Source organism: Anoxybacillus sp. PDR2, from assembly GCF_009834045.1.
GTDB classification, from domain to species: Bacteria; Bacillota; Bacilli; order Bacillales; family Anoxybacillaceae; genus Anoxybacteroides; species Anoxybacteroides rupiense.
The window spans coordinates 720,925-747,492 of the sequence record NZ_CP047158.1 but is presented as its reverse complement, the minus strand read 5'-3'; the positions used below and the strand labels follow the sequence as shown (position 1 = coordinate 747,492).

27 protein-coding genes and 1 riboswitch are annotated in these 26,568 nt (G+C 42.9%); of the genes, 5 read left to right on the top strand and 22 right to left on the bottom strand.

Annotated elements, in window-relative coordinates:
• Positions 1–63: 63 nt before the first annotated feature.
• The 3 genes from GRQ40_RS03655 to GRQ40_RS03645 all read right to left on the bottom strand — a co-directional run bounded on the left by GRQ40_RS03655 (position 64) and on the right by GRQ40_RS03645 (position 2,345).
• The gene (locus GRQ40_RS03655; protein ID WP_044745626.1) at positions 64–417 is read right to left on the bottom strand and encodes a YlbF/YmcA family competence regulator; all 354 of its coding nucleotides are present in this window, start codon (positions 415–417) and stop codon (positions 64–66) included.
• A 262-nt stretch (positions 418–679) separates the two neighbouring features.
• A complete protein-coding gene (locus tag GRQ40_RS03650) occupies positions 680–1,813 on the bottom strand; it encodes a DUF445 domain-containing protein (RefSeq protein ID WP_159719384.1) in 1,134 nt (377 codons plus the stop codon).
• A 121-nt stretch (positions 1,814–1,934) separates the two neighbouring features.
• A complete protein-coding gene (locus tag GRQ40_RS03645) occupies positions 1,935–2,345 on the bottom strand; it encodes a hypothetical protein (protein WP_044745624.1) in 411 nt (136 codons plus the stop codon).
• Between the two features lie 100 nt (positions 2,346–2,445).
• Here GRQ40_RS03645 and GRQ40_RS03640 point away from each other — a divergent pair, with 100 nt between their 5' ends.
• From GRQ40_RS03640 to GRQ40_RS03630, 3 genes are all read left to right on the top strand, one after another.
• On the top strand, positions 2,446–2,625 hold the full coding sequence (locus GRQ40_RS03640; RefSeq protein WP_044745623.1) for a hypothetical protein: 180 nt from the start codon (positions 2,446–2,448) through the stop codon (positions 2,623–2,625).
• Between the two features lie 355 nt (positions 2,626–2,980).
• On the top strand, positions 2,981–3,886 hold the full coding sequence (locus GRQ40_RS03635; RefSeq protein ID WP_159719383.1) for a PucR family transcriptional regulator: 906 nt from the start codon (positions 2,981–2,983) through the stop codon (positions 3,884–3,886).
• Between the two features lie 114 nt (positions 3,887–4,000).
• Complete coding sequence (locus GRQ40_RS03630) at positions 4,001–5,110, top strand: ABC transporter ATP-binding protein (RefSeq protein ID WP_159719382.1); 1,110 nt, start codon at positions 4,001–4,003, stop codon at positions 5,108–5,110.
• A gap of 320 nt (positions 5,111–5,430) precedes the next feature.
• Here GRQ40_RS03630 and GRQ40_RS03625 read toward each other — a convergent pair whose 3' ends face one another.
• Positions 5,431–5,673, bottom strand: a complete 243-nt coding sequence (locus GRQ40_RS03625) for a hypothetical protein (RefSeq protein ID WP_066148042.1) — start codon at positions 5,671–5,673, stop codon at positions 5,431–5,433.
• 653 nt (positions 5,674–6,326) lie between these two features.
• Between GRQ40_RS03625 and GRQ40_RS03620 the strand changes: the two genes are divergently transcribed.
• Positions 6,327–6,533 (top strand): alpha/beta-type small acid-soluble spore protein, encoded by a 207-nt coding sequence (locus GRQ40_RS03620; protein WP_044745619.1) that lies wholly within the window; start codon positions 6,327–6,329, stop codon positions 6,531–6,533.
• Between the two features lie 55 nt (positions 6,534–6,588).
• Here the strand turns inward: GRQ40_RS03620 and GRQ40_RS03615 are convergent, their stop codons facing one another.
• The 13 genes from GRQ40_RS03615 to tenA all read right to left on the bottom strand — a co-directional run bounded on the left by GRQ40_RS03615 (position 6,589) and on the right by tenA (position 18,375).
• Positions 6,589–7,323 carry an amino acid ABC transporter ATP-binding protein gene (locus GRQ40_RS03615; RefSeq protein WP_044745761.1) on the bottom strand — a complete coding sequence of 245 codons (735 nt, stop codon included), beginning with the start codon at positions 7,321–7,323 and terminating at the stop codon, positions 6,589–6,591.
• Between the two features lie 14 nt (positions 7,324–7,337).
• Entirely contained in the window at positions 7,338–8,048 is a 711-nt protein-coding gene (locus GRQ40_RS03610) for an amino acid ABC transporter permease (RefSeq protein WP_044745618.1), read from the bottom strand.
• A complete protein-coding gene (locus GRQ40_RS03605) occupies positions 8,026–8,856 on the bottom strand; it encodes an amino acid ABC transporter substrate-binding protein (RefSeq protein WP_159719381.1) in 831 nt (276 codons plus the stop codon). Before GRQ40_RS03605 ends, GRQ40_RS03610 begins: the two co-directional genes overlap by 23 nt.
• A gap of 332 nt (positions 8,857–9,188) precedes the next feature.
• Positions 9,189–10,454 carry a hemolysin family protein gene (locus GRQ40_RS03600; RefSeq protein WP_159719380.1) on the bottom strand — a complete coding sequence of 422 codons (1,266 nt, stop codon included), beginning with the start codon at positions 10,452–10,454 and terminating at the stop codon, positions 9,189–9,191.
• Positions 10,455–11,041: 587 nt separating this feature from the next.
• Entirely contained in the window at positions 11,042–12,067 is a 1,026-nt protein-coding gene (locus GRQ40_RS03595) for a thiazole biosynthesis adenylyltransferase ThiF (RefSeq protein ID WP_066148031.1), read from the bottom strand.
• Complete coding sequence (locus GRQ40_RS03590; protein ID WP_066148367.1) at positions 12,064–12,831, bottom strand: thiazole synthase; 768 nt, start codon at positions 12,829–12,831, stop codon at positions 12,064–12,066. Before GRQ40_RS03590 ends, GRQ40_RS03595 begins: the two co-directional genes overlap by 4 nt.
• Positions 12,832–12,833: 2 nt before the next feature.
• On the bottom strand, positions 12,834–13,037 hold the full coding sequence (thiS, locus tag GRQ40_RS03585; RefSeq protein WP_159719379.1) for a sulfur carrier protein ThiS: 204 nt from the start codon (positions 13,035–13,037) through the stop codon (positions 12,834–12,836).
• Between the two features lie 12 nt (positions 13,038–13,049).
• Positions 13,050–14,186, bottom strand: coding sequence for a glycine oxidase ThiO (gene thiO, locus GRQ40_RS03580; protein WP_159719378.1), 1,137 nt, complete (start codon positions 14,184–14,186; stop codon positions 13,050–13,052).
• A gap of 2 nt (positions 14,187–14,188) precedes the next feature.
• A complete protein-coding gene (gene tenI / locus GRQ40_RS03575; RefSeq protein WP_159719377.1) occupies positions 14,189–14,830 on the bottom strand; it encodes a thiazole tautomerase TenI in 642 nt (213 codons plus the stop codon).
• A gap of 12 nt (positions 14,831–14,842) precedes the next feature.
• Positions 14,843–15,628: an energy-coupling factor transporter transmembrane component T family protein gene (locus GRQ40_RS03570; protein ID WP_159719376.1), complete on the bottom strand. Its 786-nt coding sequence runs from the start codon at positions 15,626–15,628 to the stop codon at positions 14,843–14,845.
• Positions 15,603–17,093, bottom strand: a complete 1,491-nt coding sequence (locus GRQ40_RS03565) for an ABC transporter ATP-binding protein (protein WP_080860466.1) — start codon at positions 17,091–17,093, stop codon at positions 15,603–15,605. Before GRQ40_RS03565 ends, GRQ40_RS03570 begins: the two co-directional genes overlap by 26 nt.
• A gap of 12 nt (positions 17,094–17,105) precedes the next feature.
• Positions 17,106–17,693, bottom strand: a complete 588-nt coding sequence (locus tag GRQ40_RS03560) for an ECF transporter S component (RefSeq protein WP_044745759.1) — start codon at positions 17,691–17,693, stop codon at positions 17,106–17,108.
• Positions 17,662–18,375, bottom strand: a complete 714-nt coding sequence (gene tenA / locus GRQ40_RS03555) for a thiaminase II (protein WP_080860465.1) — start codon at positions 18,373–18,375, stop codon at positions 17,662–17,664. Before tenA ends, GRQ40_RS03560 begins: the two co-directional genes overlap by 32 nt.
• Positions 18,376–18,478: 103 nt before the next feature.
• A riboswitch (TPP riboswitch) is annotated at positions 18,479–18,586 on the bottom strand.
• A gap of 142 nt (positions 18,587–18,728) precedes the next feature.
• On the opposite strand from tenA, the gene GRQ40_RS03550 reads away from it, so the two are divergent.
• Positions 18,729–19,913 (top strand): class I SAM-dependent rRNA methyltransferase, encoded by a 1,185-nt coding sequence (locus GRQ40_RS03550; RefSeq protein ID WP_080860463.1) that lies wholly within the window; start codon positions 18,729–18,731, stop codon positions 19,911–19,913.
• Positions 19,914–19,940: 27 nt separating this feature from the next.
• Here the strand turns inward: GRQ40_RS03550 and GRQ40_RS03545 are convergent, their stop codons facing one another.
• The 5 genes from GRQ40_RS03545 to GRQ40_RS03525 all read right to left on the bottom strand — a co-directional run bounded on the left by GRQ40_RS03545 (position 19,941) and on the right by GRQ40_RS03525 (position 26,332).
• Positions 19,941–20,468, bottom strand: coding sequence for a YfiT family bacillithiol transferase (locus tag GRQ40_RS03545; RefSeq protein ID WP_159719375.1), 528 nt, complete (start codon positions 20,466–20,468; stop codon positions 19,941–19,943).
• 370 nt (positions 20,469–20,838) lie between these two features.
• Complete coding sequence (locus tag GRQ40_RS03540; protein WP_159719374.1) at positions 20,839–22,506, bottom strand: glycoside hydrolase family 13 protein; 1,668 nt, start codon at positions 22,504–22,506, stop codon at positions 20,839–20,841.
• 476 nt (positions 22,507–22,982) lie between these two features.
• A complete protein-coding gene (locus GRQ40_RS03535) occupies positions 22,983–23,900 on the bottom strand; it encodes a ketopantoate reductase family protein (RefSeq protein WP_066148003.1) in 918 nt (305 codons plus the stop codon).
• A gap of 157 nt (positions 23,901–24,057) precedes the next feature.
• Positions 24,058–24,261 (bottom strand): YbdD/YjiX family protein, encoded by a 204-nt coding sequence (locus tag GRQ40_RS03530; protein WP_044745604.1) that lies wholly within the window; start codon positions 24,259–24,261, stop codon positions 24,058–24,060.
• A complete protein-coding gene (locus GRQ40_RS03525) occupies positions 24,254–26,332 on the bottom strand; it encodes a carbon starvation CstA family protein (protein ID WP_066148000.1) in 2,079 nt (692 codons plus the stop codon). Before GRQ40_RS03525 ends, GRQ40_RS03530 begins: the two co-directional genes overlap by 8 nt.
• Between the last annotated feature and the right edge of the window lie 236 nt (positions 26,333–26,568).

Genomic DNA, 26,568 nt, shown 5'->3' with positions numbered 1-26,568 from the left:
CTTGCCTATCACATAGCTATGACAAGTAGGATAAAAAAAGAACACTCAATTGAGTGTTCTCCCTTATTCAGCAAATGAGCGATATAATTCTTCAAGCGGTTTCATGATGATTTGGTTCATGTCGGCAATTGTCATGCTCATGCGCTGTTCAAGCGCCATAAGAGTTGATAATTTTTCATTTTGCTGTGTCAGCGCCATTGCTTTTTGTGCTTGTTCCACTTCTTCTGGAGAAATGGCCGCTCCCGTAAACTGCTTTTCGTGTAGCTGCAGCTGCAATTGCCGGAAATGATTAAACATGCGATAGGCAGTTTCATCGCGACGCACCGCTTCATACGCCCGCTTGAGCTGCTGGAAATCCTCGCTCGTGCGAATCGCCTGCTCTAATTGTTGAGCCAGTGTATACAATGAATTGGACATAAAATAGCCTCCTAAAGATAAAAATTACGGTTATTCCTAAACATATGCGCTCCTAAAAAACAATATGACACCAAGTGATCAAGCGAGCTCCTCAGCCCATATATAACGGATGAATGAGTGGGGCGTCCGATCCCTTGCCGAATGGATGGCAAGAAAATGAAAACATATCACTACTGTTGGGGATTCCATTCATTTGCTAAAAAACAAACTGATAGGGCTTAACGTCAGCTTTTTTGCTTCTTCCTAATATTAACGCGACCTGCTAAAACCACAATCCGACAATCGCTTGAAAGATTCCGATGATTCCTCCCAAGAGCGCTCCTAAATACGTAATCATCTTAAATTCGCGCTGTGAAATTAACAGAATCATTTGCTCAAGACGTTCAACAGGAAATTTTTCCACTTCTTTACGAACAATATCAGCGACTTGCAAGCGTTCGATAAGCGCTTCTACTTGACCAATAATCCATTGCCGCGCTTTCTCTATTGACTTTGGAATCCATTCATTGATAATAGGCTCACGATACATAGCTGCAAGATCTGCTACTTTTTTCTCCCATATTTCATTTTGATGAATGGCTTTTATCACCCAATTGCGCAGCGACTGCTGAATCCGTTCTTTCCCAATAAAAGCTTCCGCCTCTGCAACAGAAGCGGCGGACCATTTGTGCCACTCATCCAATAAAAGCTGGGCTAGCATTTGTCTTGTCCCTTGATGTTTAAGAAATTTAATCACTTCTGGCTGGACTTTGTCAACAAGATTTACATTACCTAGAAACATTTGCAGCATGTTTCCCAACATGCCGCGACCAATAAAAAATTCGTCAATCATTTGGGCAATCCGTTGTTTTCCATCCTCACTTTGAAAATAGCTGAGCGCCCGATCTGCGATATAATCAGCAAAAGCACTTACCCTTTTCTCTACTTGAACGCGCACCTCAGCTGGCAGGACATCATAAATCCTTTTATTTCTTAAAGGAGCTAGTGAGCTTTCATACGTATCTTCGAGCCATTGTGCTATTTTGGCATCAATCCATTCTTTCGGGGCTCTCATGCCAAGCTGGCGAAGCAGCCCGTCCACTGTTTGCTCGCTGCTCAGCCAACGATCGGCCAACTGTTGTCCCCATTGAATCACACCGTCTATCAGTTCAGCCTCCATCAACTTGCGGCGAATTCCTTCCGCTGTCAACAGATGCTCTACTACCATTTTCCCTAACTGATGCGCCAGTTCTTCACGCCGCTTTGGGATTAACCCTGGTGTAAAAGGAAGGCGTTTTCCATAGACATAAATCGGCTTATACGGACGAAATAGCATTTTTATCGCTAGCGCGTTAGTGACTCCTCCGATAATCGCACCAGCAGCAACCATAAACAGCACATACAAAACGGTTTCCATCTTCCTTCCTCCGCTCTGATGTTTACTTATTTGCCTAATGTCTCATTATATCGTTTGTTCGGTGAAAGCGCAAATATGTGACAACGGAGGAAAAGATGGTCGATCATTTCTTGCACCAGATTTATATAAGCTGTGCTTGTTCTCTCTCTTTCTGCATCCACTGAAAAAAACAACGGCTATGTTCCAATGAATGCGTTAGCGCTTGCTCTGCCGCATATTTCGGTGCTTTCGCGAGCTGAGTGTACATGCGATAATACAGCATGTTTTTTTCTATCTCATGAAAAAACAAAGCTGCCACCATTTCTTCAACGTGCTGCACAGCTTGACCTTTATCATTTAAGGCTCTTTCATACGGAATTCCTCTTGATACCATAAATAAATATTTCCATATTTCATGCTGTTTTTGTTCTTTCGCGATATATGAAGTCAGCCATGACTGCCATTGTTCATCACATAGTTTCTCTAACAATTGCTCCGCTAATTGCCATGTCACAAATGTAGCGCGAATCGCTTGTTCTAGCATATCCAACATATTTTCCCTCCTACTATGCTTGTCCATTTGCCTTCATATATATGAATGAAGGAGTTTATATATGACAAAATAAACTTAACAAGCAAAGGAGGGTGGGAAGATGGATCACAAGCATCAAAAAGATTCCTGTCACGAAGGACGCGATAAATATTACATGGACATTGATCGCATGATTAATGAAGGAATGGCAGGAGGTTACGTACATGCGCGCCATGAAGCAACAAATATTGAAGAAGCACATGAGCTAATAGAAGAAGAACCGCCACATGAAATAAGCTAAAAGCAGATGCCGATTTTCCTTTTTACAGGGAAAATCGGTTTTTTTGTATAATAAACAATAGAAGACTGACGGCGAAAATAAGGAATCGGGCCAAGATAAAATCAGAATATGACCACCATAGCTGAGGGATTTTATCATTTCCCTAACACCGCGATATCAGTTCAACTGGCAACTAAAATAGATTTTCTCCGGAGTCTCGACGATCAGATAAGCCTGCTTCATTATCCAAAGACTGAAGCACCATCACTTCCATTCATTCGACTGTGAAATGGTCCATTGTTCCGCCATAGGTCCGTCAAAAAACAATAGGCTCCATCCAAAAGTTAAAACTATGACAAAGAAAGGAAGGCGCACAATGCTCGAACAATTAAAAGCTCATTTTAAAGATGCGCTGCTCATCAATGAACAAACAGAACAAATGGATAAATATGAATGGTTTTATACAAAACAAGGAGATCGAATCGGTATTTTAAAAAAAGCACTGACCGAGCGGGAAAAACAGCTGTTGTCCATCTTCTTTATCCCTATGCTCCAGAATCAGCGGCTACTGACAAAAGAGGAATTCGCTTGGCATTGTTTTGTTATCCAAGGAGATGATACACCGCTTCGCCTTCTTGATAACCACTCTCCTTATTACCGCTTTATTCACTTTCAAACCAAACAAACTGCAATAGATCAAGCGGACTTCCACGAAGCAATAGCCGGTTTGCTTGATGAAACATTTATGATTATTTGGGAAAATGAATATGGGGGAGTGATTATAGAAAAGCGACTCAGCCAGGTGGAAAAGCATCTTCCGTTTCTTGAGATGATCGATACCCTTTCAAGTGATTTTTATGTAACGCTCCATGTATTCATTGGCCAAACACATCCAAATCATCATGAGCTTTATCGCCATTTTCGCCTTGAAAAACAATATTTCCACTGGGCTAAAACATACATTCAAACACAAACCGTTTATACGATTGAAGATATATTGCCGATCGCATTGATTCATCATCATCCAGATTCGGAAACCATTCAACATCTCCGCTCCATCGTTCATAGCATTGATGATGAATTGCTCGAAACCATCAAAGTATTTTTTCAATGCAATTTAAATGTTTCATCGGCTGCCAAAAAACTTTATATGCACCGCAACAGCCTGCAGTACCGCCTCGATAAATTTATCGAAAAAACAGGAATCGATATTAAACATTTTAAAGGCGCGGTCGCTGTTTATTTAGCCATCTTAGCAACTGAATCCATAAAGAATCACTAATTCATCACGCTGCCTAAAATCTTCGCTATTTTTTGTGCACATTGTCCATTTACGCCTTCCGCTATTTTCCGTATGATGAAGAAAAAGTGAAAACGATTTCGCGGAGGGATTCAAATGGCTGAGCTTCGTTTAGAGCATATTTACAAAATCTACGATAATAACGTAACGGCTGTAAAGGATTTTAATCTCCATATCCAAGAAAAAGAATTTATTGTCTTCGTTGGCCCATCAGGATGCGGAAAATCGACAACGCTTCGGATGATTGCTGGCCTTGAGGAAATTTCAAAAGGCGATTTATATATTGACGGCAAGCGCATGAATGACGTAGCTCCAAAAGATCGCGATATTGCCATGGTGTTTCAGAACTATGCGCTCTATCCGCATATGAGCGTTTATGACAATATGGCATTCGGATTAAAATTGCGCAAATTCCCAAAAGCAGAAATTGACCGTCGTGTTCGCGAGGCTGCCCGCATTCTTGGACTGGAACAATATCTTGATCGCAAACCAAAGGCTCTATCCGGTGGTCAGCGCCAGCGCGTTGCCTTAGGGCGCGCCATTGTCCGCGATGCCAAGGTGTTTTTAATGGACGAGCCGCTTTCTAACCTTGATGCTAAGCTTCGGGTGCAAATGCGCTCAGAAATTGCAAAATTGCACCAACGCCTAGAAACAACTACCATTTATGTAACACACGATCAAACTGAAGCCATGACGATGGCTACCCGCCTTGTTGTCATGAAGGATGGCGTCATTCAGCAAGTAGGCACGCCAAAAGAAGTATATGAAAAGCCGGAAAACATTTTTGTCGGCGGCTTTATCGGATCGCCGGCTATGAACTTTTTACGAGGAACACTGGAAGATGGCCAATTCGTAACCGGTTCCGTCACGATCGGCATTCCTGAAGGAAAAATGAAAATGCTGCGCGAACAAGGATATGTAAATAAAGAGGTCATCTTAGGCGTTCGCCCAGAAGATTTCCATGACGAGCCTGTGTTTATTGAAGCTTCACCAACTACGAAAATAATCGCAAACGTCGAGGTGGCGGAATTGCTCGGTGCTGAAACGATGGTTTATTCGCAAATCAACGGCCAGGAGATCGTTGCTCGCATCGACGCTCGTACAGAAATTAAACCAGGCGAACAAATCGAGCTGGCCCTCGATATGAATAAAGCCCATTTCTTTGATACTGAAACGGAACAACGCATACGGTCCAGCAATGAATAATGCCCTTCAATATCTGCCGCATCAATAGGGAATTTAAGCGGTCTTTTAGCCGTCAAATGTTTCAGCCCAATCGCATGATGAATGAAGCGGCTCAGTTGCGGTCATGAGAAACAGGCCAAATATCCAAGGCAAGCCCGTCACTTGTCTCCAGCTATTGAAACCATTCCTCATCATATAGTCAGACGGAAGACAAAGCCCACATAAACTTTGTCTTCCGTCTTTTTACGCATCATCCATTCATGCACTGCGCTTGACAAACAAGGACAGTGGTACAGAATTCAAATGTTGATTATCAGTCTGCCCTCTTCATGAAGCAGATGTCACTCTTTTATAAAACGGACCTCCTCTATTCGACATTGAGGACAATAAAACAAATGAACACATTCATGATGTTTCAACGTCATTGGATATCCATCCACTTTTTTCATCGTATCAATCTCCATATATGGGCTATAATCATCAAAGTAGTCTGTTATTTTACCGTGATCCTCCAAATCTGTCCCACAGTGGGAACAAAAAAAGATTCGTTCTCTTAATCCATTGCAAAGCGGACAAATATTCATCTGTGCATCCTCCTGTTGAAAAGCTACCTCTTCTCAATATTCCCAAATAAGCATAGATAGATGTACTCGTGCTGCTAGTTAGCCATTGAACGCAACAATGATCGATATCACTTTGATCTCTATATTTCTCCTCTATGTGAACAGAGCATAATTCATGGCATCAGCAAAACGAGCACAAACCCGTGTTTTTTTACAAATTCTGTCCATTCATCATATATACATAGCACAAGAAGCAGCAATCAGTCGATTGGAATTGGCACCATGATGATAAATGTTTTTTGGTCAACTTGACATTTTCACATTTATATAGATCCAGCGTCTGAGTCTGTTTTTTTGACAGCCGGATCAATGGAAAAACGCCGCTTTACAGAGCCATCAATAGGTCTGTGAAAGCGGCGTTTTTCCGAATCTTCGTCACGTGAATGTGCGGTGATATTTCAAGCTGAATTGATACAAGTGTAAAAATACCAAAAATTACTAAGAATGAATGAAGAATAATAATAAAAAAATGTTTCAAACTACTAGTACTACTTTCACATTCACTACATTGGGGTTCGCCAAGTTGGGCAGCATGCATCAACAGCATGCGGCGCTGGTGCAAATCCAGCCAACCCACCATTTAAATACTTAAATTAATAAGGAGATGATTTAACATGGCTCGTAACAACAACTCTAATCAAGTACTAGTTTCTGGTGCTCAACAAGCGATTGATCAAATGAAATACGAAATCGCACAAGAATTTGGTGTAAATCTTGGAGCTGAAACAACTTCTCGTGCGAACGGTTCTGTTGGTGGAGAAATTACAAAACGTTTAGTTGCTATGGCACAACAACAACTTGGTGGCCAGTATACTCGATAAAACTGCATATACATGGCAAAAAGCCCCGAGCAATGAATCGCTTGGGGCTTTCTCATTATTCGATAAGCCGCAAAAACTGTTTGGTTCGTTCATGTTGAGGGTTTATAAATAATTGTTCCGGTTTTCCCTGCTCAACAATGCGTCCATGATCCATAAAAATAATTTCATCTGCTACTTCTTTTGCAAACCGCATTTCATGCGTTACAACAACCATTGTCATCCCTTCGGCGGCCAAATCTTTCATCACCTTTAGCACTTCTCCCACCAGTTCAGGATCGAGCGCTGACGTCGGCTCATCAAAAAGCATGACTTCCGGCTCCATCGCAAGTGCCCGAGCGATGCCAACCCGCTGCTGCTGCCCTCCCGATAATTGAAATGGATATTGATCCGCTTGCTGAACCAATCCTACCTTTTTCAGTAAGTCCATGGCTTTTTGGCGCGCTTGTGCTTTCGCTTCCTTTTTCACCGTTACCGGTCCTTCCATTACATTCTCAAGCGCCGTCATATGAGGAAACAGCTGATAGTTTTGAAAAACCATTCCCGTCAACCGCCGGAAAGCATGAATCTCCTGCTTGGCAACGGATTTAGCAAAATCAAGCTCCTTTTCTCCGATCCTAATCTTGCCCTTATCAGGTTTTTCTAGCACATTGAGGCAACGCAGCAAGGTGGTTTTTCCAGATCCAGAAGGTCCGATAATAACAACAACCTTCCCCTTTTGAATCTTCAGATCGATTCCTTTTAGCACCTCAACTTCGCCAAACTGCTTATATAAGCCTTGTACAGAAATCATCATTTCTTATCTCCTTATCGAGCAATGTAACGATTCAAACGTCTTTCGATCCGATCTTGAATGATCGATAATCCAAAGCATATGACCCAATAAATCAAGCCTGCTTCCGTATACACCAGCAAAAACTCGTAGTTAGTCGAGGCAATTTCTTGCGCTTTTCGAAACATTTCTGTTACAAGAATTAAGGAGGCAAGCGATGTATCTTTCACTAAGCTCACAAACGTATTCGAGAGAGGCGGGATCGAGACGCGGGCCGCTTGTGGAAAAATCACACGCCGCAAGACTTGTCCATAGCTCATGCCAATCGAATAAGCAGCTTCCCACTGTCCCTTTGGAATCGATAAAATCGCCGCACGAATAATTTCAGAAGCATAAGCACCGACATTTAATGAGAACCCAATGACAGCTGCCGGAAAAGGATCAATGGTGACCCCTAAATTCGGTAAGCCGTAAAAAATGATAAACAGCTGAACGAGCAAAGGAGTTCCGCGAATAGCCGATACATATACTCTGGCCATTCCATGAAGCAGCTTGATGCCGGAAATGCGGGCAAGCGCCGTAAGAATCGCTAATAACAATCCGATAAAAAATGTAATAATCGTTAACGGAATCGTATTATATAAAGCTCCCTTCACTAGAGGGAGAAGGGAGCTTTGAGCGATTGATGCAAGCCGCTCCAAACGATCATGATCCATCATTATGTTATTTAGATAACTTAGATACATCTTGACCAAACCATTTCTCTGAAATTTTTGCGTATGTTCCGTCCTTCATCATATCTTGTAAAGCTTGGTTAACAGCTTCCACCAATGAATCATTTCCTTTTCGGAACATGAGACCGCTTTGCGAAGCATCTTTATGTGTAGCGACAACTTTAATCGGCGCATTCGGCTTTTGTTTTAAGTAATCAAGCACAGACAATCTATCATTAATCGTAACATCTACCCTTTTTGAGCTTAACAATTCCACTGCCTGATTAAAGCCTTCCACTCCGACTATTTCCGCGCCGTATGAACGTGCCAAGTCGGCAAAATTGCTTGTCATGGATTGGGCGGATTTTAATCCTTTGATGTCCTCAAACTTTTTCACGTTGTTGTTATCCTTATGAATCAGTAAAACAGCAGCTGATGTCGTATACGGAATAGAGAAATCGTATTTCTCTTGCCGGTCTGACCGAATGCCCACTTGGTTGGCGATCATATCAAACCGCTTCGCATCTAACCCGGCAAACATCGCATCCCATTGCGTTTCCATAAACACTGGTTTCACACCCAGACGCTTGGCCACCTCTTTCGCAACCTCTACATCAAAACCTGTTAATTCCCCATTTTTGCCATGGAAGGTGAATGGCGGATACGTTCCTTCTGTACCGATGCGAAGCTCTCCGGCTTCCTTTATTTTTGTCAATAAATCCGTTGAATTTTTTGCTCCATTATTTTTCGCTCCATTATTCGCTTCCTGATTGCCGCATCCGCTTAACAGCAACGCAGCACTAATGAGCAATAAAGAGCACATAGTAAACAGTTTTTTCATTGATGAACCCCCATTATTCCTATTGGCTTTATAACATATGTCATCATAAAAGAAATAAAAGAAGTTGTCAAATCCATTGTTTTTTGACAAGCTGATGATGAGGAAGAGAAGCTAGCAGACTGCCTTCGGAACGCATAACAAAGGCTTTCTTTTTAGAATAAATCAGTAATTTATATTACAAATGTTGATGATCTATTTATTATAGCTGCCAATAAAAAAAGAGTGTTCATCACTCTTTTCAGACTGTTGCCAAGCGCTTTCTCGACCTTCTTGATTATGCCTAAAATAGTTGTAGACAAAGTCCAATTGGACTTTGTCTACAACTTACTCCATTACGCATTTTCAGCAATCGGTTCATTTAATGAAACAAGTACCTTGCGGATTCTTCGGTTTTCCACTTGACGAACCGTTAACGTAAGAGGGCCATATTGGAGCGTTTCTCCGACGTTTGGAACGCGCTCAAACATTTCGAATATCCATCCGCCCAGTGTATGAGATAAGCTTTCCGGCTCATCAATCTCCATCAGTTCACAAAACTCATCAAGCGGCAACTCGGCATTTAACTCATAACTGTATTCATCAATTTTATGAACATTTTTTACCGCCTCGTCATGTTCATCCCATATTTCTCCAACAATCTGTTCAATAATATCTTCCAATGTAATCAGACCAGCTGTTCCCCCGAATTCATCCACAACAATGGCCATATGCACTTTACTTTTCTGTAAAGCCGGCAGCAAATCGGAAATTTTCATTGATTCCACAACAAAGAGAGGCTTTCGCAGCAGTTCGCGAATATTCACATCCCTTTGCTGAACAAGCTGGCTAAAAAAATCGCTTTCGGACAGGATACCGATCACATGGTCAATATCTTCCTCGTACACAGGAATGCGCGAATACCGCTCCTCTAAAAATATATCGCGGATTTTTTCGATCGGCATGCTGACCTCGACAGCGACCATATCAATGCGGGGCGTAAAAATTTCGCCAACTAAAATATCATTAAAATCAAGCGAACGATGGACAAGTTCCTTTTCTTTATTATCGATAATCCCTTCTTCTTCGCTTAAATCAATCATTTCTTTAATCTCTTCTTCTGTTACAGACGGACCTACGATGCCATGTGTCAACCATTTTGTCAGTTTTCCTTTTAAACGAGCGAACAGCAATGTGATGGGAAATAGCATTTTGATAAACACGTACATCACACTTGAATATTTCAAAGCGACCGATTCAGCGTGTTCTTTTGCAATCGATTTCGGTAATATTTCCCCAAAAATCAACAACAGAAACATCATCGCGATACCGCTGACCAACAGACCGACATCTTCTCCTAATAAAGGAAACGCCATTTTGGCAGCGATCAAGATAGCGGAGATATCGACAATGTATTTCGCTACAATCACGGTAATTAACACATGGTCTAAATGCTCTGCAATATAGAGAACTCGCTTGCTTCCGTTCCGCTGCTCGTCTGCATCATGCTTAAAGCGCGCTTTATTTATCGAAGAAAACGCCGCTTCTGCTGAAGAAAAAAAAGCTGACAAAACCACCAATAAAAGAAGTGAAATAAGAAGGCTCAGAGGCAATTCTCCCAAAGAATATTCACACTCCTAAACCGTTTCCTTGTTATTATTATCCATTCTATTTATATGTATTATCATATCAAACTTTTCACAAAATGCCTATAGCATAAACAGTGCAAAAAGCTGCAGTCATATGACTGCAGCTTTACGAATCTAAAATCACAGCGCCAATCACAAAAATCAATGTTAACAGCGAAGCAATATTTAACGTAACCGATAGCTCCTCCATTTTTTCCCCCTCCTTATTCATCGACAAAATCCCCCACCTATAAGGTAGCACTTTCTTTGGAAACAAACGAAATAAAAATCGTACAATTTATTGACAGATTCAAATGGTTCAAACCAATCCTATGACCCGGCGCTTTTTTATTCCTTGATTTGAACACCATCTTTTAGCCTAAGGAAGAAGGGAAAACTTTAGCCGATCACCGAATGCTTCACAGCGCCACGAAAGCGACTGAAAATCGCATGGTTCAGACCTTTGCTACACATTTGTACTACACCGCAGTTGACCTCTTCTCTCTTTATTTCACCTTCAAGCCGGCTGATTATAGCGCTTTTCCTGCATAAAAAATCCCTCTGAATAATCAGAGGGCGAGTTATCCTAAATAACGATAATAAATCGTTTTGGCTGTTTGAATATCTTTCGTCCCATGAATGAGCGCACGCCCATCCTGAAAGATGACAAAGCGATAGTCTCCAAGAGAAACCGACAGGAGATACGGGTTAGCTTCCGCAACCAATCCTTGTCGCAAAAACAATTGCGCCAGCTCCTGCAAATCATAATTGCGCTTTGTAGCAGGGCGAATTTGCACGGAATCCCGTCCGCATAATACGGCCGTTTTCGTTTGCATTTCATACGATAAATAGGGATAAGTCGGATGTTGACCGCAAGATGGACAATGGCTCTTTTTCACTTGATCCACACGAATGGCGGCATATTGATTATTCCAAACATCAAAAGAGACTAACTTCCGGCGAAGTGAGCTTTTATCTCCGACTAATAGCTTCAGCGCTTCTGCCACTTGATAAGCAACGACCATTTGTACGGCTGGGCTGATAATTCCGGCTGTATCACATGTCGGACCGCCCGCAGGTAGCGTTTCAAGCAAGCATTGGAAGCATGGCGTCTCTCCAGGGAGAAACGTGTAACTTAATCCATAACTGCCGACACAGGCTCCATAAATCCAAGGAATGCGATATTTGCATGACACGTCGTTAATGGTCATGCGCGTTTCAAAATTATCGGTCGCATCAATGATGACATCTGGTTTAAGCTCGCTTGCTATTCTTTCCAATTCCTCCGCGTTGGCATCGCCAATGATCGCTTGAATGGAAACGTCCGAATTAATTCGTTCCAGCCTTTGCTTAGCGGCAATCGCCTTCGGAAGACGTTGTTTCGCATCCTCCTCACTATATAATTGCTGGCGCTGCAAATTGCTCCATTCTACATAGTCGCGATCGATCAACGTTAATTGGCCAATGCCTGCCCTTACAAGCGCCTCGGCACTTCCTGTTCCTAATGCTCCCGCTCCAACAATCAGGACATGCTTAGTGGAAATCCTTTGCTGTCCCTCTTTGCCGATAGGGGCAAACAACTGTTGGCGTGAATACCGTTCATTCAAACAACGCTCATTCCTTCCGTTGGGCTGCTTGCTGTCGCATACCGTTTCCGCGGAATTCTTCCTGATTCGTAGCCAAGGCGTCCTGCTTCAATGGCCAGCTTCATCGCCTTAGCCATTTTTACCGGATCTGCTGCGCCAGCAACAGCTGTATTTAATAAGACGCCATCGGCTCCCATTTCCATAGCAAGCGCCGCATCCGCTGGGCTGCCAATACCTGCATCTACGATCACAGGAACTGTTGCTTGCTCAATAATAAAGCTTAAATTGAGGGGGTTAATAATTCCCTGACCTGAACCAATTGGGGATGCTCCTGGCATGATCGCATGGCATCCCATCTCTTGTAATCGTCTTGCCAGCACGACATCATCCGATGTGTAAGGAAGTACAATAAATCCTTCCGCTAAGAGCTTTTCCGCAGCTTTTAGCGTTTCTACCGGATCAGGGAGCAACGTTTTATCGCAACCGATCACTTCCACTTTAATCATATCACATAGACCAGAAGCTTTGGCTAATCGGGCAATGCGTACAGCCTCCTCTGCCGTTTTCGCACCTGCTGTATTAGGAAGCAGCTTATATTGGGTTAAATCTAACTGTTCGAGAAAATTAGGCTGGTTGGGCTCAAAAATATTCATCCGCCGTACAGCGAATGTTAAAATTTCAGCTCCCGACACTTCAACTGCTTCTTTTTGGATTGAAAAATTCGGGTATTTTCCTGTCCCTAATAAAAGCCGTGATTGAAATTCATATGGTCCAATTTTTAACATCATCATCCGCCTCCTACAAAATGAACAATTTCAATGCGATCTCTATGACACAAAGATATTTCAGCATAACTAGGCTTCTCGATAATATCCGCATTCACTTCAACGATGACAATCTTTTGATCTAATTGAAAATGAACAAGTAAATCAGCAACTGTTCGAACATGGTCAGGCACATGAACTATTTCTCCATTAATCAACAATTCCATATTTATTCACCTCTACACTGTGCTTATGGCATCGTGATGTCTTGTCACAGCAAAAGGGGTGATATCAAGTTCTCCTCTTCCCTTCCCTTCGACAAGATCCGCGATGAGCACCCCTGTAAGCGGACTTAATAAAATGCCATTCCGATAATGTCCAGAAGCAATCCAGACATTTTGATAATGAGGGTGCTTTCCTATATAAGGCAAGCCATCTTTTGTTTGCGGTCTGATACCTGCCCATGATTTCTCCAGCTCGGCTCCGCCAATGCTTGGAACGAGCTCTTGGGCTTTTTCAAGCAAGTGAGTGACTCCTTGTACGGTTACTTTTTGATCAAAGGTATGCGGAGTGGAAGTCGCTCCAATTAATATTCTGCCGCCCCTCTTTGGAACAAGATAACAGCCATTTTTAGCAAATAACGTTGCTTGAATAAGCGGCTTTTCTGTTTTAACAAGCAGACATTCTCCCTTAACAGGATAAACGGAAAGCGAAAGACCCGTCTTTTCGAGAAATAACGCAGACCAAGCCCCTCCAGCCACAACCACAGCGTCTGCTGCAATCACTCCTTGATTGGTGCGGAGTTCATATAAACCTCCCTGCTCTTTTATATCGATGACTTCCGTAAACTCATGCCACTGCGCTCCATATGCCATGGAAGCTTTAGCAAAAGCAAGCGAGAGATGCGGGGCGCTTACTTGTCCGTCTTCAGCGATGTACATAACTCCCTTAAGCGTTGGGTTCACATTCGGTTCCAGACTTGCCAGCTCCGAAGCGGACAGCCATTGAACAGGCTGTCCCATCTTCCTCCAAAACTTATATTGTTCTTGAAGCGATTTTTGCTCTTCCTCTGTCACGGCTACTTTTAGCATGCCTTTTTGCACATAGCCAATATCGATGCCGGTCAGCTGCTTTAGCTCCTCTGCAACTTGTCCAAACATAGCACGGCTTTTCAAAGCCAATGAAATCAGCGGGCTATCGCTTGCAAATTCCGACTGCGCTCCAAGCATCCCTGCAGCCGCACTGGATGCTTGACTCGCGATTCGCTCCTTTTCCAGTACGATTGTGCGTACATTTCGTTTCGCTAACTGAAACGCGATCGAACCACCAATGACTCCGCCGCCAATAATCGCAACATCATAATGATTATGAGCCATCCTTACCCCTCTCCTTTATTACATGCCGATCCTTTCGCATCAGGATCACATGCTTGCATAGCATAACGTTTTACCTGAGCCAACGGATCCTTCGCTAAAAACACACCGGACATCACAGCTACTCCGGCAGCACCTGCGCACCATACTTGTGAAACATGATCAGGTTGAATCCCGCCAATAGCGATGACAGGAATGCGAATGGTTGCAGCGATTTCCTGCAGCTCACTGACTCCTCTTGCCGGTATCCCCGCTTTACATTCTGTCGGAAAAACATGTCCATATATACAATAATCGGCTCCATCCTGCTCCGCTTCGATCCCTTCTTCTAATGAATGAATGGAGCACCCAACAAGAAGCGACGGAAAATGAGCTTTGACCGCTTTTACTGATAAGCTATGATACGCCAGCTGTACTCCTTTTACCCCGCAGGCAACGGCTACATCGACCCGGTCATTTACAATGATCTTTTTGGCTGGCACACCAGCATAAAGTAGAGCCTCAATCCATTTCACCAGCTCTTTTGCTGTTTTGTTTTTTTCTCGTATATGAATCGCATCCACATGCGAATGAATGAGCGAAGAAATGGCAGCAAACTCTTCAAGCGACTGAGTTCCCGTTGAGATGACATGAAGCGCTTTCTTCATCAAAATCCCTCACTACCGCACATCTGTTACTGGAATATACGGCAAAACGATTCCTGTATAGCAGGCAAGGGCCGTTATGCCAATGATGATCAGCAAAAAGATAACATCATATTTGCTAAAGCCAATTTGATAATAAAACGTTCGATTGGTCTGATTAGAAAACCTCTTCGCCTCCATTGCCACCGCAATGCGCTGTGCTCGGCGAATGCTTTGCGATAAAAGCGGAATCGCATATCGCTTTAGCTTGGTGTTGAGCCCGCGCTCCGCATCCGCTCCACGTACTTTTAAAGCATTACGCACGGTCTGAAATTCCTCCAGCATAATCGGCAGCAAGCGAATTCCTGCCAAAAAGCTGTACGCATATTTGGGATTCAGCTTTAACTGCTGCATCAGCGAGTAAAACAAGTAAACAGGACGCGTGGTTAAGGAAAAAAGCAAGCCTAAAAGCGCAAACGATAAAGCGCGAAAACCGAGATGCATTCCCCTTAAAAAGCTTTCCTTCGTAACATGCACAAGTCCCCATTGAAACCAAGTCGTTGTTCCCTCCCCAAACATCGTCATGGAAGAGGCGGTCGAAACAAAAATCACGAAAAAAGGGAAAAAGAAAAGCAACAAGTATTTAAGCGGATAACCAGTATAAAGGAAAAACAACAGTAAAAAGCCAAGCGAAAAATTCATTAATACATTTGGGTTATGCACGAATAACACAGCCACAAATAATGCCAGCATCACGAGCAATTTTAAGCTCGGATTCGTTCGGTGAAGCCATGTTTCACGATAGCTTATATTCCATCTCATGGCTCGCATCCTCCTTGCCTAATTCTTCATCAGCTGTCGTTTTCCTAATGATCGGTTCATCATGAACGAGCTTTCCTTCAGCAATGGTCCATCTTCTTGTGGCAAAATGCTGCACAATTTGTTCATCATGAGTGACCATCATAATCGTTGCTCCTTGCTCCCGGTATGATTCAAGCAATTCTAATAGCGCGAACGTATTTTTGGCATCTTGTCCAAAAGTCGGCTCGTCCAATAAAAACACTTTTTGGCCGCCAATGATGGAGGCCGCAACACTCAAGCGACGCTTCTGCCCCATAGACAGCTGATAGGGGTGCTGATCTCGTTGTTTTTCCAAGTGAAAGGCCGCCAACAGCTGTTCAACCTTTCTAGAAATTTCTTCTTCCGTGCGCTTTTCTAAGCGAAGAGAATAAGCCATCTCTTCCCAGACGGAATGGGTCACAAACTGAAACTCTGGGTTTTGGAAAACAAAAGCCATATGGCGAGCGATTTGTTTCGTTTTTTGCAGCTGTTTGCCATAGAGTTCATATGTGCCCTCGGTTGGAATCAACTTCATGAGCGCATGCAGCAGCGTGCTTTTGCCCGCTCCGTTTTTCCCCGTTACCGCAATCCACTCTCCTTCGCAGACACTTGCTTGGTCGATGTGAATTTTGGCTTCTTTTTTGCGATATCCTTTCATTTCTTTTAGATAAATGATTTCATGATCTGATGCAGAAGCTGGCTGTTCATTTCTCCGCTTTTTCCTATAATCCTCCCAAACTCCCGGATACCAAATTCCTTGTGAAGCAATCACAGATTTATAGGTTTGAAAGATCGAAGCCGCATCGCCGTCCGCGATCATGTCTCCGCTTTCATTAAATAAAATGATGCGGTCCACGAAATCCAGCACATGTTCAATTTTATGTTCGACGACAATCACCGTTTTATCATGAGCAATTTGTTTTACCGTCTTCCAAATTTCTGCGGTTCCCTCTTCATCAATCATCGCTGTCGGCTCATCAAGAAACAGTACATCAGGCTCAAGCGCAAGAACCGAAGCAAGCGCCAGACGTTGCTTCATTCCTCCCGATAGCTCATGAATATTTGTATGTGGCTGGATTGATAATCCAACCATTTGCAGCAATTCACAAATGCGATCATCCATTTGTTCACGGGGCACCCTGATATTTTCTAACGCAAAAGCAATTTCTTCATCCGCAAACGGCATGCAAAATTGCGAATCAGGATCTTGAAACACATATCCCCAGTTATCAGGCACCTGAATATGTTTCGCCTTCATAGGAATGTCCACTGAATGCGGAATTAATCCGCAAAGCACTTGCAACAGCGTCGATTTGCCGCATCCAGATGGACCTAACAGCAATACTTTCTCCCCTCTTGAAAAAGAAACTGACAAGTCTTTAAACAGCAAGCCTTCTTTTCCGGGGAATTTGAGCCGCAGCTGGTCAACAAAAGCTACGAGTTCCATTTTCTTCACCCTTTAACGGTCTAGCTGATCATAATCTTCTTTTGATGCGGAACGAACCATTTGCGTCACTCCAGTGGCTTCAAGTGCTTTCACTAAAGAGGAAGCAAACACGCCGGAAATTAAAATCGCGCCAACAAACCGTGCAACAAAGAACAATGTTAAATTCCATGGAGCCAGCGCTTCAATGTATCCTTTATAATAGTCCATAATTAACGAACCAATGGTTGAGCCAATCGCCGCAAGCGACACAACAAACACATCAAATCGCTTATAGCGGAACGCAGCGAAAGCAAGCTCTGCAAACAATCCTTGTACGACACCGTAAATTAATACTTCAAGTCCCCACTCAGAGCCGGTCACAAATTCGCTTGATGAAGCAGCAATTTCCGCCAAAAGGGCAATACCAGGCTTGCGAATAATTAAAAAGGCAACAGTAGCGGCAATGAACCACATTCCATAAATGAGTTGATCAAGATGGAAGCCAAACGGCTTAACAAAATAGTAGAATGGTCCCCATAGCTTATACACAATTCCAAATACAATGGAAATGACAATTGTAATTAAAATATCAGCTAATTTCAATCCCTTGGTTGTCTGCATCCTTTACTTTCTCCTTTCCTTGAATTGGCCATGTTTCTAAACGGTACGCCATTTCCCAAAATGAATATTCGTATTGGCTGCTAATGATAAAATGCTGTTCCATTCGCTTGCGATCCGCTTCCGACACGTTTTCTGCTACCGTATCTAATCGCTGAATTTGTTCTTCCACTAACTGACGGAACCATTCCGATCCATAAGCGGCAATCCATTCTTGATAAATCGGCTCCTGCGGCGTACAATGCTTTAATCTCTCACCAATTTCGTAATAAAGCCAATAGCATGGTAAAATAGCAGCAATCACATCGCCTAAATGACCTTCATACGCTGCCCTGTACAAATGAGAAGTATAGGCGTAAGCCGTCGGTGCCGGAACGAACGAAGCTTTTTCCTCCTCCGTGATTCCGAGCTGCTTTGCAAACTTCTCATGCAAAGATAGTTCCGCTTGCTGAGTATTTTGCGCATGATGCGCCATCCGCGCTGTTGTTGCCAAATCAAACGCTCGTGCAGCTCCAAGCGCTTGTACTCTAGCAAAATGGCTTAAATAATAGGAATCTTGCAAAACATAATAACGAAAGCACGCCAGGTCGAGCGCTCCCTCACCAAGCTCCTTGACGAATGGATGATGAAAGCTTGCCTCCCAAATAGCGTCTACCTTTTGACGCAATAACTGTGAAAATGACATGTCAATCCCTCCTTCATTTGGAAACATATCCATGCTTGAATCAATAAAAAACCACTTTCTTTCGCGAGCGCAAAGAAAGTGGTTTACAAACATTTATAAAGCCAGTACGCCACTTCCACTTCCCTACGCTGGCATAATCCAGATCAGGTTCTAAGGGTCTCAAAGGCACACTTTGATCTCAGCCTATCTAAAGGCCCCCCTAGTGGATGATTAGAAGCATGGATATAAAGTTATTTAAATTTATCATATCACTGTTCGTATGATTGTCAAGTCTCCCCTCCTATCATTGCTTCCTAATCGGCAATTCTGTATGATAGAGAAGGCAAATAACTTAATTTAATGGAGTGAAGAATGTGGCAAACGTTTTTTTGAAGCGAAAGCGCAAAAAGCGGCTGGAGCAAGGCCATCCTTGGATTTTTCAAAGTGAAGTAGACTACATTGAAGGTGATTTTGAACCAGGCGATTTTGTGAACGTCTATAACCATCAGCATTACTTTCTCGCAAAGGGGTATATTAATCCTCGTTCACAAATGATTGTGCGCGTCTTAACTCACCATGCAGACGAAGAATTGAACGAAACATTTTTCATGGAAAGGATTCGTCAAGCATGGGCATATCGGGAACGAATGATTCCAGGTGTCCGTTCTTGTCGCGCCATTTATGGTGAAGCCGATTTTTTGCCGGGGCTTATTGTCGATAAATACGAAGATGTACTTGTTGTGCAAATTCTTTCCCTTGGAATGGAAAAGCGAAAAGACTGGATTTTAAAAGGCTTGCTTGAAGTATTTCAACCAAAAGCGATTTATTTGCGCAATGATGTATATGTCCGCGAGCTGGAAGGGCTTGAGCAAGAAAAAGGATTTTGGTACGGCACATGCGATACAGAAGTGATCATTGAAGAAAACGGGGTAAAATACATCGTTGATATTGAAAACGGGCAAAAAACAGGGTTTTTCTTTGACCAACGGCAAAACCGCGCCGCCATTCGCCCGCTCATCGACACGGATACAACCGTTTTGGATTGTTTCACCCATACAGGCTCGTTTATGCTCAATGCTTGTTTATACGGAGCAAAGCATGTCACCGCTGTCGATATTTCCGATCACGCGATTGAGACAGCGAAACGAAACGCAGCACTAAACGGTTTTACGAACGTTGATTTCGTTGTCGCCAATGCGTTCGATTATTTGCGAGAGGCCGTGCACGAAGGAAAGCAGTGGGATGTCGTGATTGTTGATCCCCCGGCATTCGCCAAATCGGCTCACTCTGTTCCAAAGGCCTTGGGCGGATATAAGGACATTAACTTAAACGGTTTAAAATTAGTAAAGGATGGGGGATTTTTTGTTACAGCCAGCTGCTCCTACCATGTCCATGCTGATATGTTTCAAGCGATGGTGGAAGAAGCTGCATTTGATGCAAAAAAAATTTTGCGCCAAGTCCATTGGAGCGGAGCCGGCTATGATCATCCGAAGCTGCTTGCTGCCGATGAAGGCGATTATTTAAAATTTGCCATCTACGAAGTGCATTCACGCAAATGACGGACATCAAGCACGATGTCCGTCATTTCACCATCCTTTTTTCTGGCGCAATTGCTGAATATGTGCAGTATGATGCTTCCCATGCCAAGCATACATAGCCACAAATGTATATAAATCGATTTTCGTTTTGGTCCCTTCATGATAGAACGTTTTTTGAAAATCTTCTGTTGCCAACGATTCAAGCAGCTGTGTCCAACGTCCATGAACTCCTTCAAGCAAACGCAAAGAAAGCTCGACTGACACCGAACGGGCATCGACCGTTTCGGCCCAAGCATTTTCATCAAATGGTTTAATGGAAGGAGCCGCTTCGGTAATCGTCCATTTTGTGCGCAAAAACGCATTCATGCTGGCATCCGCCATATGGTGGACCACTTGCGCTACCGTCCAGCCCCCCTCACGATAAGGTGTGTTCAACTGCTCCTCATTGAATCCACTGACAGCTTCACGCATCGCTGTTGGCAATTGACGAATATCAGCGATCCATTCCTTTATCTTCTCTTCTTGAAACAAAGCTGGCTTTTCAAATTTTCCAATCGGATAGCGAATATCATTCATTTCTTCATCCCTCCCACTTAACCATTCGCCCTATCACTAAGTAAATCCTTTGTTTGTTCCTAACAAAAAATACACCGTATCTATAAAGTATAGATCTTCCCCCCCTCCCCTTTGTTTAGAGATGGGAGACTTCTCCGTAGATCTGTTATTGACCATTGAAAAAATAGCGCTTCTTCTTTCCAATCCGCTATCAATTCCATTTTCTATATCAAACATAAATGCAAGCGATGAACAACCAACCGCTTCCAGAGAATTTCGTTCGTCTGAAAGCGATGCTGTTCGGTTGGACGGACTGAAATCGATGATCACCTGCCCACTTTGAGCAAATGTTGACTCATCAAACGATAGATCATTGCATCAGCTCCAAATGCTAAATTTGATTTATATAAACACGCGCTTCGTACGGCCGCAGCTTAAAACGGGTCGCGTTTTTATGCGGCTTGACCTCATAGTTTTGCAGCGCTAAATGGTCTGAAGATAGTTTGATGGCATCATAGCGATAAAGAACCGATTTAGGGCTCAAATTGACAATCACAACCGCTTGTTCATGCCCAAGTGTCCGCGTATAAGCGTAAATCGCTTGATCATTTTCTAAAATTAGATCATACGTGCCGTAAACCAATACTTCATGTTCCTTGCGCAGACGAATCATTTTTTTATAAAAGTGAAAAACCGAATGAGGATCGTTTTGCTGCCTTTTTACATTGATCGTTTTATAGTTTTCATTGACTCCTAACCATGGCGTTCCTGTAGTAAAGCCGGCATGAAGCTCGTCAGACCATTGCATCGGCGTGCGGGAATTATCGCGTCCTTTTTGCCAAATCGACGGCATGATTTCTTCATGTGAACGTCCCTTTTCCCGCTCGCTCCGATAAAGGTTTTTAATCGCAATATCACGATATTCATCAATCGATTGAAAACGAACATTGGTCATCCCGATTTCTTGTCCTTGATAAATGAACGGAGTTCCTTGCATGAAAAAGTAGAGCGCCCCCAGCGCCTTGGCACTTTCGTTAAGATATTCCTTATCGTTTCCCCATGTTGAAACAGAACGAGGCTGATCGTGATTTTCAAGGAACAAAGCATTCCAGCCGCCATTTTCAAGCCCTTTTTGCCATTTCGTCAACACACGCTTCAATTGGCGGACATCCACTTGATGATTGATGGTTTTCTCCCATAATCCCAGATGTTCAAATTGAAAGATCATATTAAAAATGCCTTCTTTTTCTCCTACCCATTCCCCCGCCTGCTCCACCTTTACGCCATTCGCTTCTCCGACAGTCATAATATCGTATTGCGCAAACGTTTGCATTTTCAACTCTTTTAAATATTCCATAATGCCTTCTTGATTCATATGGCCCGCAAAGGAAGGAACGTAATCCAACCCCTTGGGATTCGGCAAGTCTGGCAGCCCAGGCTTTTTCTTAATATGAGAAATCGCATCAACACGAAAACCGTCAATCCCTTTATTCAGCCACCACTTAATCATTTCATACAACGCGCGGCGCACCTCATCATTTTCCCAATTTAAATCAGGCTGCTTCGCCGCGAAAACATGCAAGTAATACTGTTTTGTCAACGGATCATATTCCCAAGCCGATCCGCCAAAAATACTTTCCCAGTTATTCGGCTCTTTTCCATTTTTACCATCGCGCCAAATATACCAATCGCGTTTCGGGCTATCTTTTGCAGAACGTGACTCTACAAACCACGGATGTTCATCGCTTGTGTGATTAATCACCAAATCTAAAATGACTTTCATGCCGCGGTTATGCGCTTGCTGCAACAGTTCGTCAAAATCGTTCATATCTCCAAACTCTTCAGCAATGGCATAATAATCACTTATATCATATCCATTGTCGGCATTTGGCGATGGATAAATCGGACAAATCCATATGATATCGATTCCAAGATCGTGCAAATAATCAAGCTTTGAAAGAATGCCGCGAAGATCCCCGATTCCATCTCCATTGGAATCCATAAAGCTTCGCGGATAAATTTGATACACAACCCCTTCTTTCCACCATGCTTTATTCAAAGTAGTACCTCCTCTATTCATCGACATGCAATATCCTAATTATTAAGTTACATGATCCGCTATCGAGATACAATACACTTTGAGAAAAAAGTAAAAACGCTCCTGAATGATCCCCAATCATAAGCATACTCAAGACGGACAATAGCCTTTTTCGTAGCGCCATCGGATACCAGGATTTTTCACAGGAAGTAACAGCCATCATCAAACAAAGGAATACTTGCCGATGATAAACCGAAAAGCAAATAATCCCACCATTCATAACTTAAAGCCTGTAAAAAACATGGGCGGAGACAAGTCGGTGAACTTGCCTCCGCCGCACCAAAACGCAACCAAGCGGCGAACAACTAGCTGCTTTCGACTGCTCCCTTTTCAATTATTCATTCCGTCCACTGAAACGTTCTTGCTTCTCGCTTCTGTCCATTTTTTCCATTTGAAGCTATCCATATCAAGCAAATCAAACATCGTCCCTTCTCAATCTATCCTCTTTGCCGCTCATATAACTTTAAATGATGATACACAGCTTTAAGCAACGGGGTAGTGATTTGATGCTGCTTCGCTAGTTGAAGCAAATATCCTTGCAAATGATCGACTTCGACCATTTGCCCTTTTTCCATATCGCGCTGCATGGAAGATTTCATTTGCGGCGGCATGCTATTCATTTGCGCCCATTGTTTTTCCTCAATGCCGTCTTCAATTGGGGCCCCGTGCGCTCTCATAATGGCTCCGATTTCTTTCAATAAAGCTAAAAGAATTTCTTGCCCGTATTCTCCTGAGCACACCAGACCCATCGGAACACGGAATAATGTCGTCACACCAGACATCGCTGCAATAAATAAATATTTGTGCCACATATCAGTGACAATTTGTTCACTCAACTCAAATCGTGCATTGCATGATGAAAACAGATCATCAAGTCTTTTCACCCGTTGGGTAATCTCACCTGACCATTCACCGAACTTGACAGTGTGAGTAGGACTTGATTGAATAATCGTTCCATCTTCTGCAAGGGTTGTTTCAATAAAACAAAGTCCTCCCAATACGTTCTCTTTTCCAAACTCCTGCCAAAGCAAGTCCATGTGCGCAATACCATTTAATAGCGGTAAAATAAGCGTTCCTTCTCCTACATATGGCTTGACATCGCGAATGGCTTCAGGCAAATGATACGCTTTGTTAGAAAAAATGACAACATCAAACGGTACTGCTTCCTCTGCGGCAACAAGCAGCTTGGGAGTTAGCTGTGCGTCACCATGGACACTGCGAATGACAAGCCCTCGTTTTTCTAATTGCTGTTTTCTTTTTTCGCGAACAAGAAACGTGACATCTACTCCTTTTTCCAGCAGACGACCGCCAAAATAACCGCCGACTGCTCCAGCCCCCACTACTAATATACGCATCTTTGATTCCTCCTCAGCAGATTGGATGAAACGTCCCTAAACCGACAATCCTTCACCGATAAAACAAAATAAAGGCTCCATAAAAAAATCCTATCATGTTCTCTGGCATTTCTAAACAGCAAAGAAAGAGAAAAGGGAGATCAGAATCCCCCTTTTTTCAGCAACACCGAGATACTTTTCCACCTTTGGCGTTATATCTTGCATCTTGTGCCTCGCAAAAAAACTCCTTTCGCGACTTAATCGGTTCTCCCGGGTGATGCGTTTTCATATGTTCAACATAACGTTCATAATTCGGCACCCCAACAAGCAAATCGAAAAATTGCCGCCGATATTTGATCATATTTGCTAGAAGCTTACGCATAATGCTTAACCCCATTTCCATCATCCCGTGGAATATAAGGAGCTTCTTTAAGAGGTGTTGCTTTATTATTCAATACTTTAATCCAAATGTTAATCGACGAAATGAGCACAGCTAAAACGACGAGCATAAAAATGCCGCATAACGCTGCATCTACATAATCATTCATAATAATTTGCCGCATTTGCGCTTCTGTCGTCGCTGGTGCTAAAATATTGCCTTCGTTTAGCGCATTTCTGAATACTTTCGCATGTGATAAAAATCCAATTTTAGCATCCGGATGGAACAATTTTTGAAATCCAGCTGTCATCGTTACAACTAATAGCCACACTGTTGGCACTAACGTTACCCATGCGTATGCCTTTTTCCCCATCTTAAATAAAAGAGTCGTTCCTAATAAAAGGGCGATACCAGCAAGCATTTGGTTGGCAATACCAAACAGCGGCCATAATGTATTGATTCCGCCAAGCGGATCAATGACTCCTTGATAGAGGAAATATCCCCATCCGAGTACACATAAAGCCGTTGCAATAATATTGGCCGGCAATGAATCGGTTTTAGCAAATGGTTTATAAAAATGTCCGATAATATCTTGAATCATGAAGCGGCCAACACGCGTTCCCGCATCAATCGTCGTTAAAATAAATAGCGCTTCAAATAAAATCGCAAAATGGTACCAAAAAGCCATAAATGCTTTTCCACCAATCACTTTTGAAAGGATCACTGCCATCCCAATAGCCAAAGTCGGTGCACCGCCTGTACGCGATAAAATCGTTTGCTCCCCTACATCTTTGGCCAACTCTGTCAATGCGTCTGGGGTAACGACAAATCCCCAAGATGAAACCGTTTGGGCAGCCTGGACTACATCTGTGCCAATAGCAGCTGCTGGACTATTAATCGCAAAATAAACCCCTGGTGTTAGCACGCATGCTGCGACAAGAGCCATTACCGCTACAAACGACTCCATAAGCATCGCCCCATATCCGATTGGGCGGGCATGACTTTCGAGTTCGATCATTTTTGGCGTCGTTCCGGAAGAAACAAGAGCATGGAATCCAGAAACAGCTCCGCACGCAATGGTGATAAATAAAAATGGGAATAAATTTCCTGAAAATACAGGTCCTGTTCCATCCACGAATTTGGTCACAGCAGGCATTTGCAAATCAGGTGCAACAACAAGAATACCAAGCGCTAGACCAACGATCGTTCCGATTTTAAGAAAAGTGCTTAAATAATCGCGCGGCGCTAGCAATAGCCATACAGGCAACGCCGAAGCCACAAATCCATAAGCAATCATTAAAAGAGCAATTGTCTCCCCTTTAAATGTAAACATATTGGCTAATGTCGGATGTTCAGCCACATGCTGTCCCGCAATAAGGGAAACAATCAGCAGAACAAAACCGATCAATGAAGCTTCCCCTACGCGGCCTGGCCGCAGATAGCGCATGTAAATTCCCATAAAAATCGCAATCGGAATCGTTGCCGCAATGGTAAACATTCCCCACGGGCTTCCTACAAGCGCTTTCACAACCACCAACGCTAACACGGCTAATAAAATAATCATGATACCTAAAATCCCAAGCATAGCAACAAGCCCTGTGAAGGAGCCCATTTCTTCTTTAATCATTTCACCAAGTGACTTTCCGTTGCGGCGCATTGAAGCAAACAAAATGACAAAATCCTGTACCGCACCTGCTAGTACCACACCGACTACAATCCAAAGCGTGCCCGGCAAATATCCCATCTGTGATGCCAAAATAGGGCCAACAAGCGGGCCAGCTCCTGCAATAGCAGCAAAATGATGTCCGAATAACACCCATTTATTCGTCGGCACATAGTCTTTTCCATCATTCATCACTTCAGCTGGTGTTTTGCGATTATCATCCAGCTCAAATACTTTCTGCGCAATAAATTTGCTATAAAAACGATAAGCCACTGCATATACACACACCGCTGCCACAATGAGCCAAATCGCATTAATCGTTTCGCCGCGGTGCAGAGCCAATACCGCAAAGCCAATGGCTCCAATGATCGAAATCAATCCCCAAATCACGATTGATTTAACCGCTTTCAAAATCCTCTCCCCCTTTGCACTAAAAAATTATACTCTACTCACAGCGATTATACTAACTATTCTGAAAAGTTACCCAAATATTTTCTTAACATGAACAAAACTAGACATAACATGTCAAATTACACACCTAACATGCACCATTTTCAAATTCCCGATCTCAATAGGAACAAAATGTATATTTTCAATAAAATGTAATTATATAAACTGTAAAAAGCGGAAATGATAAAAATAAGGCA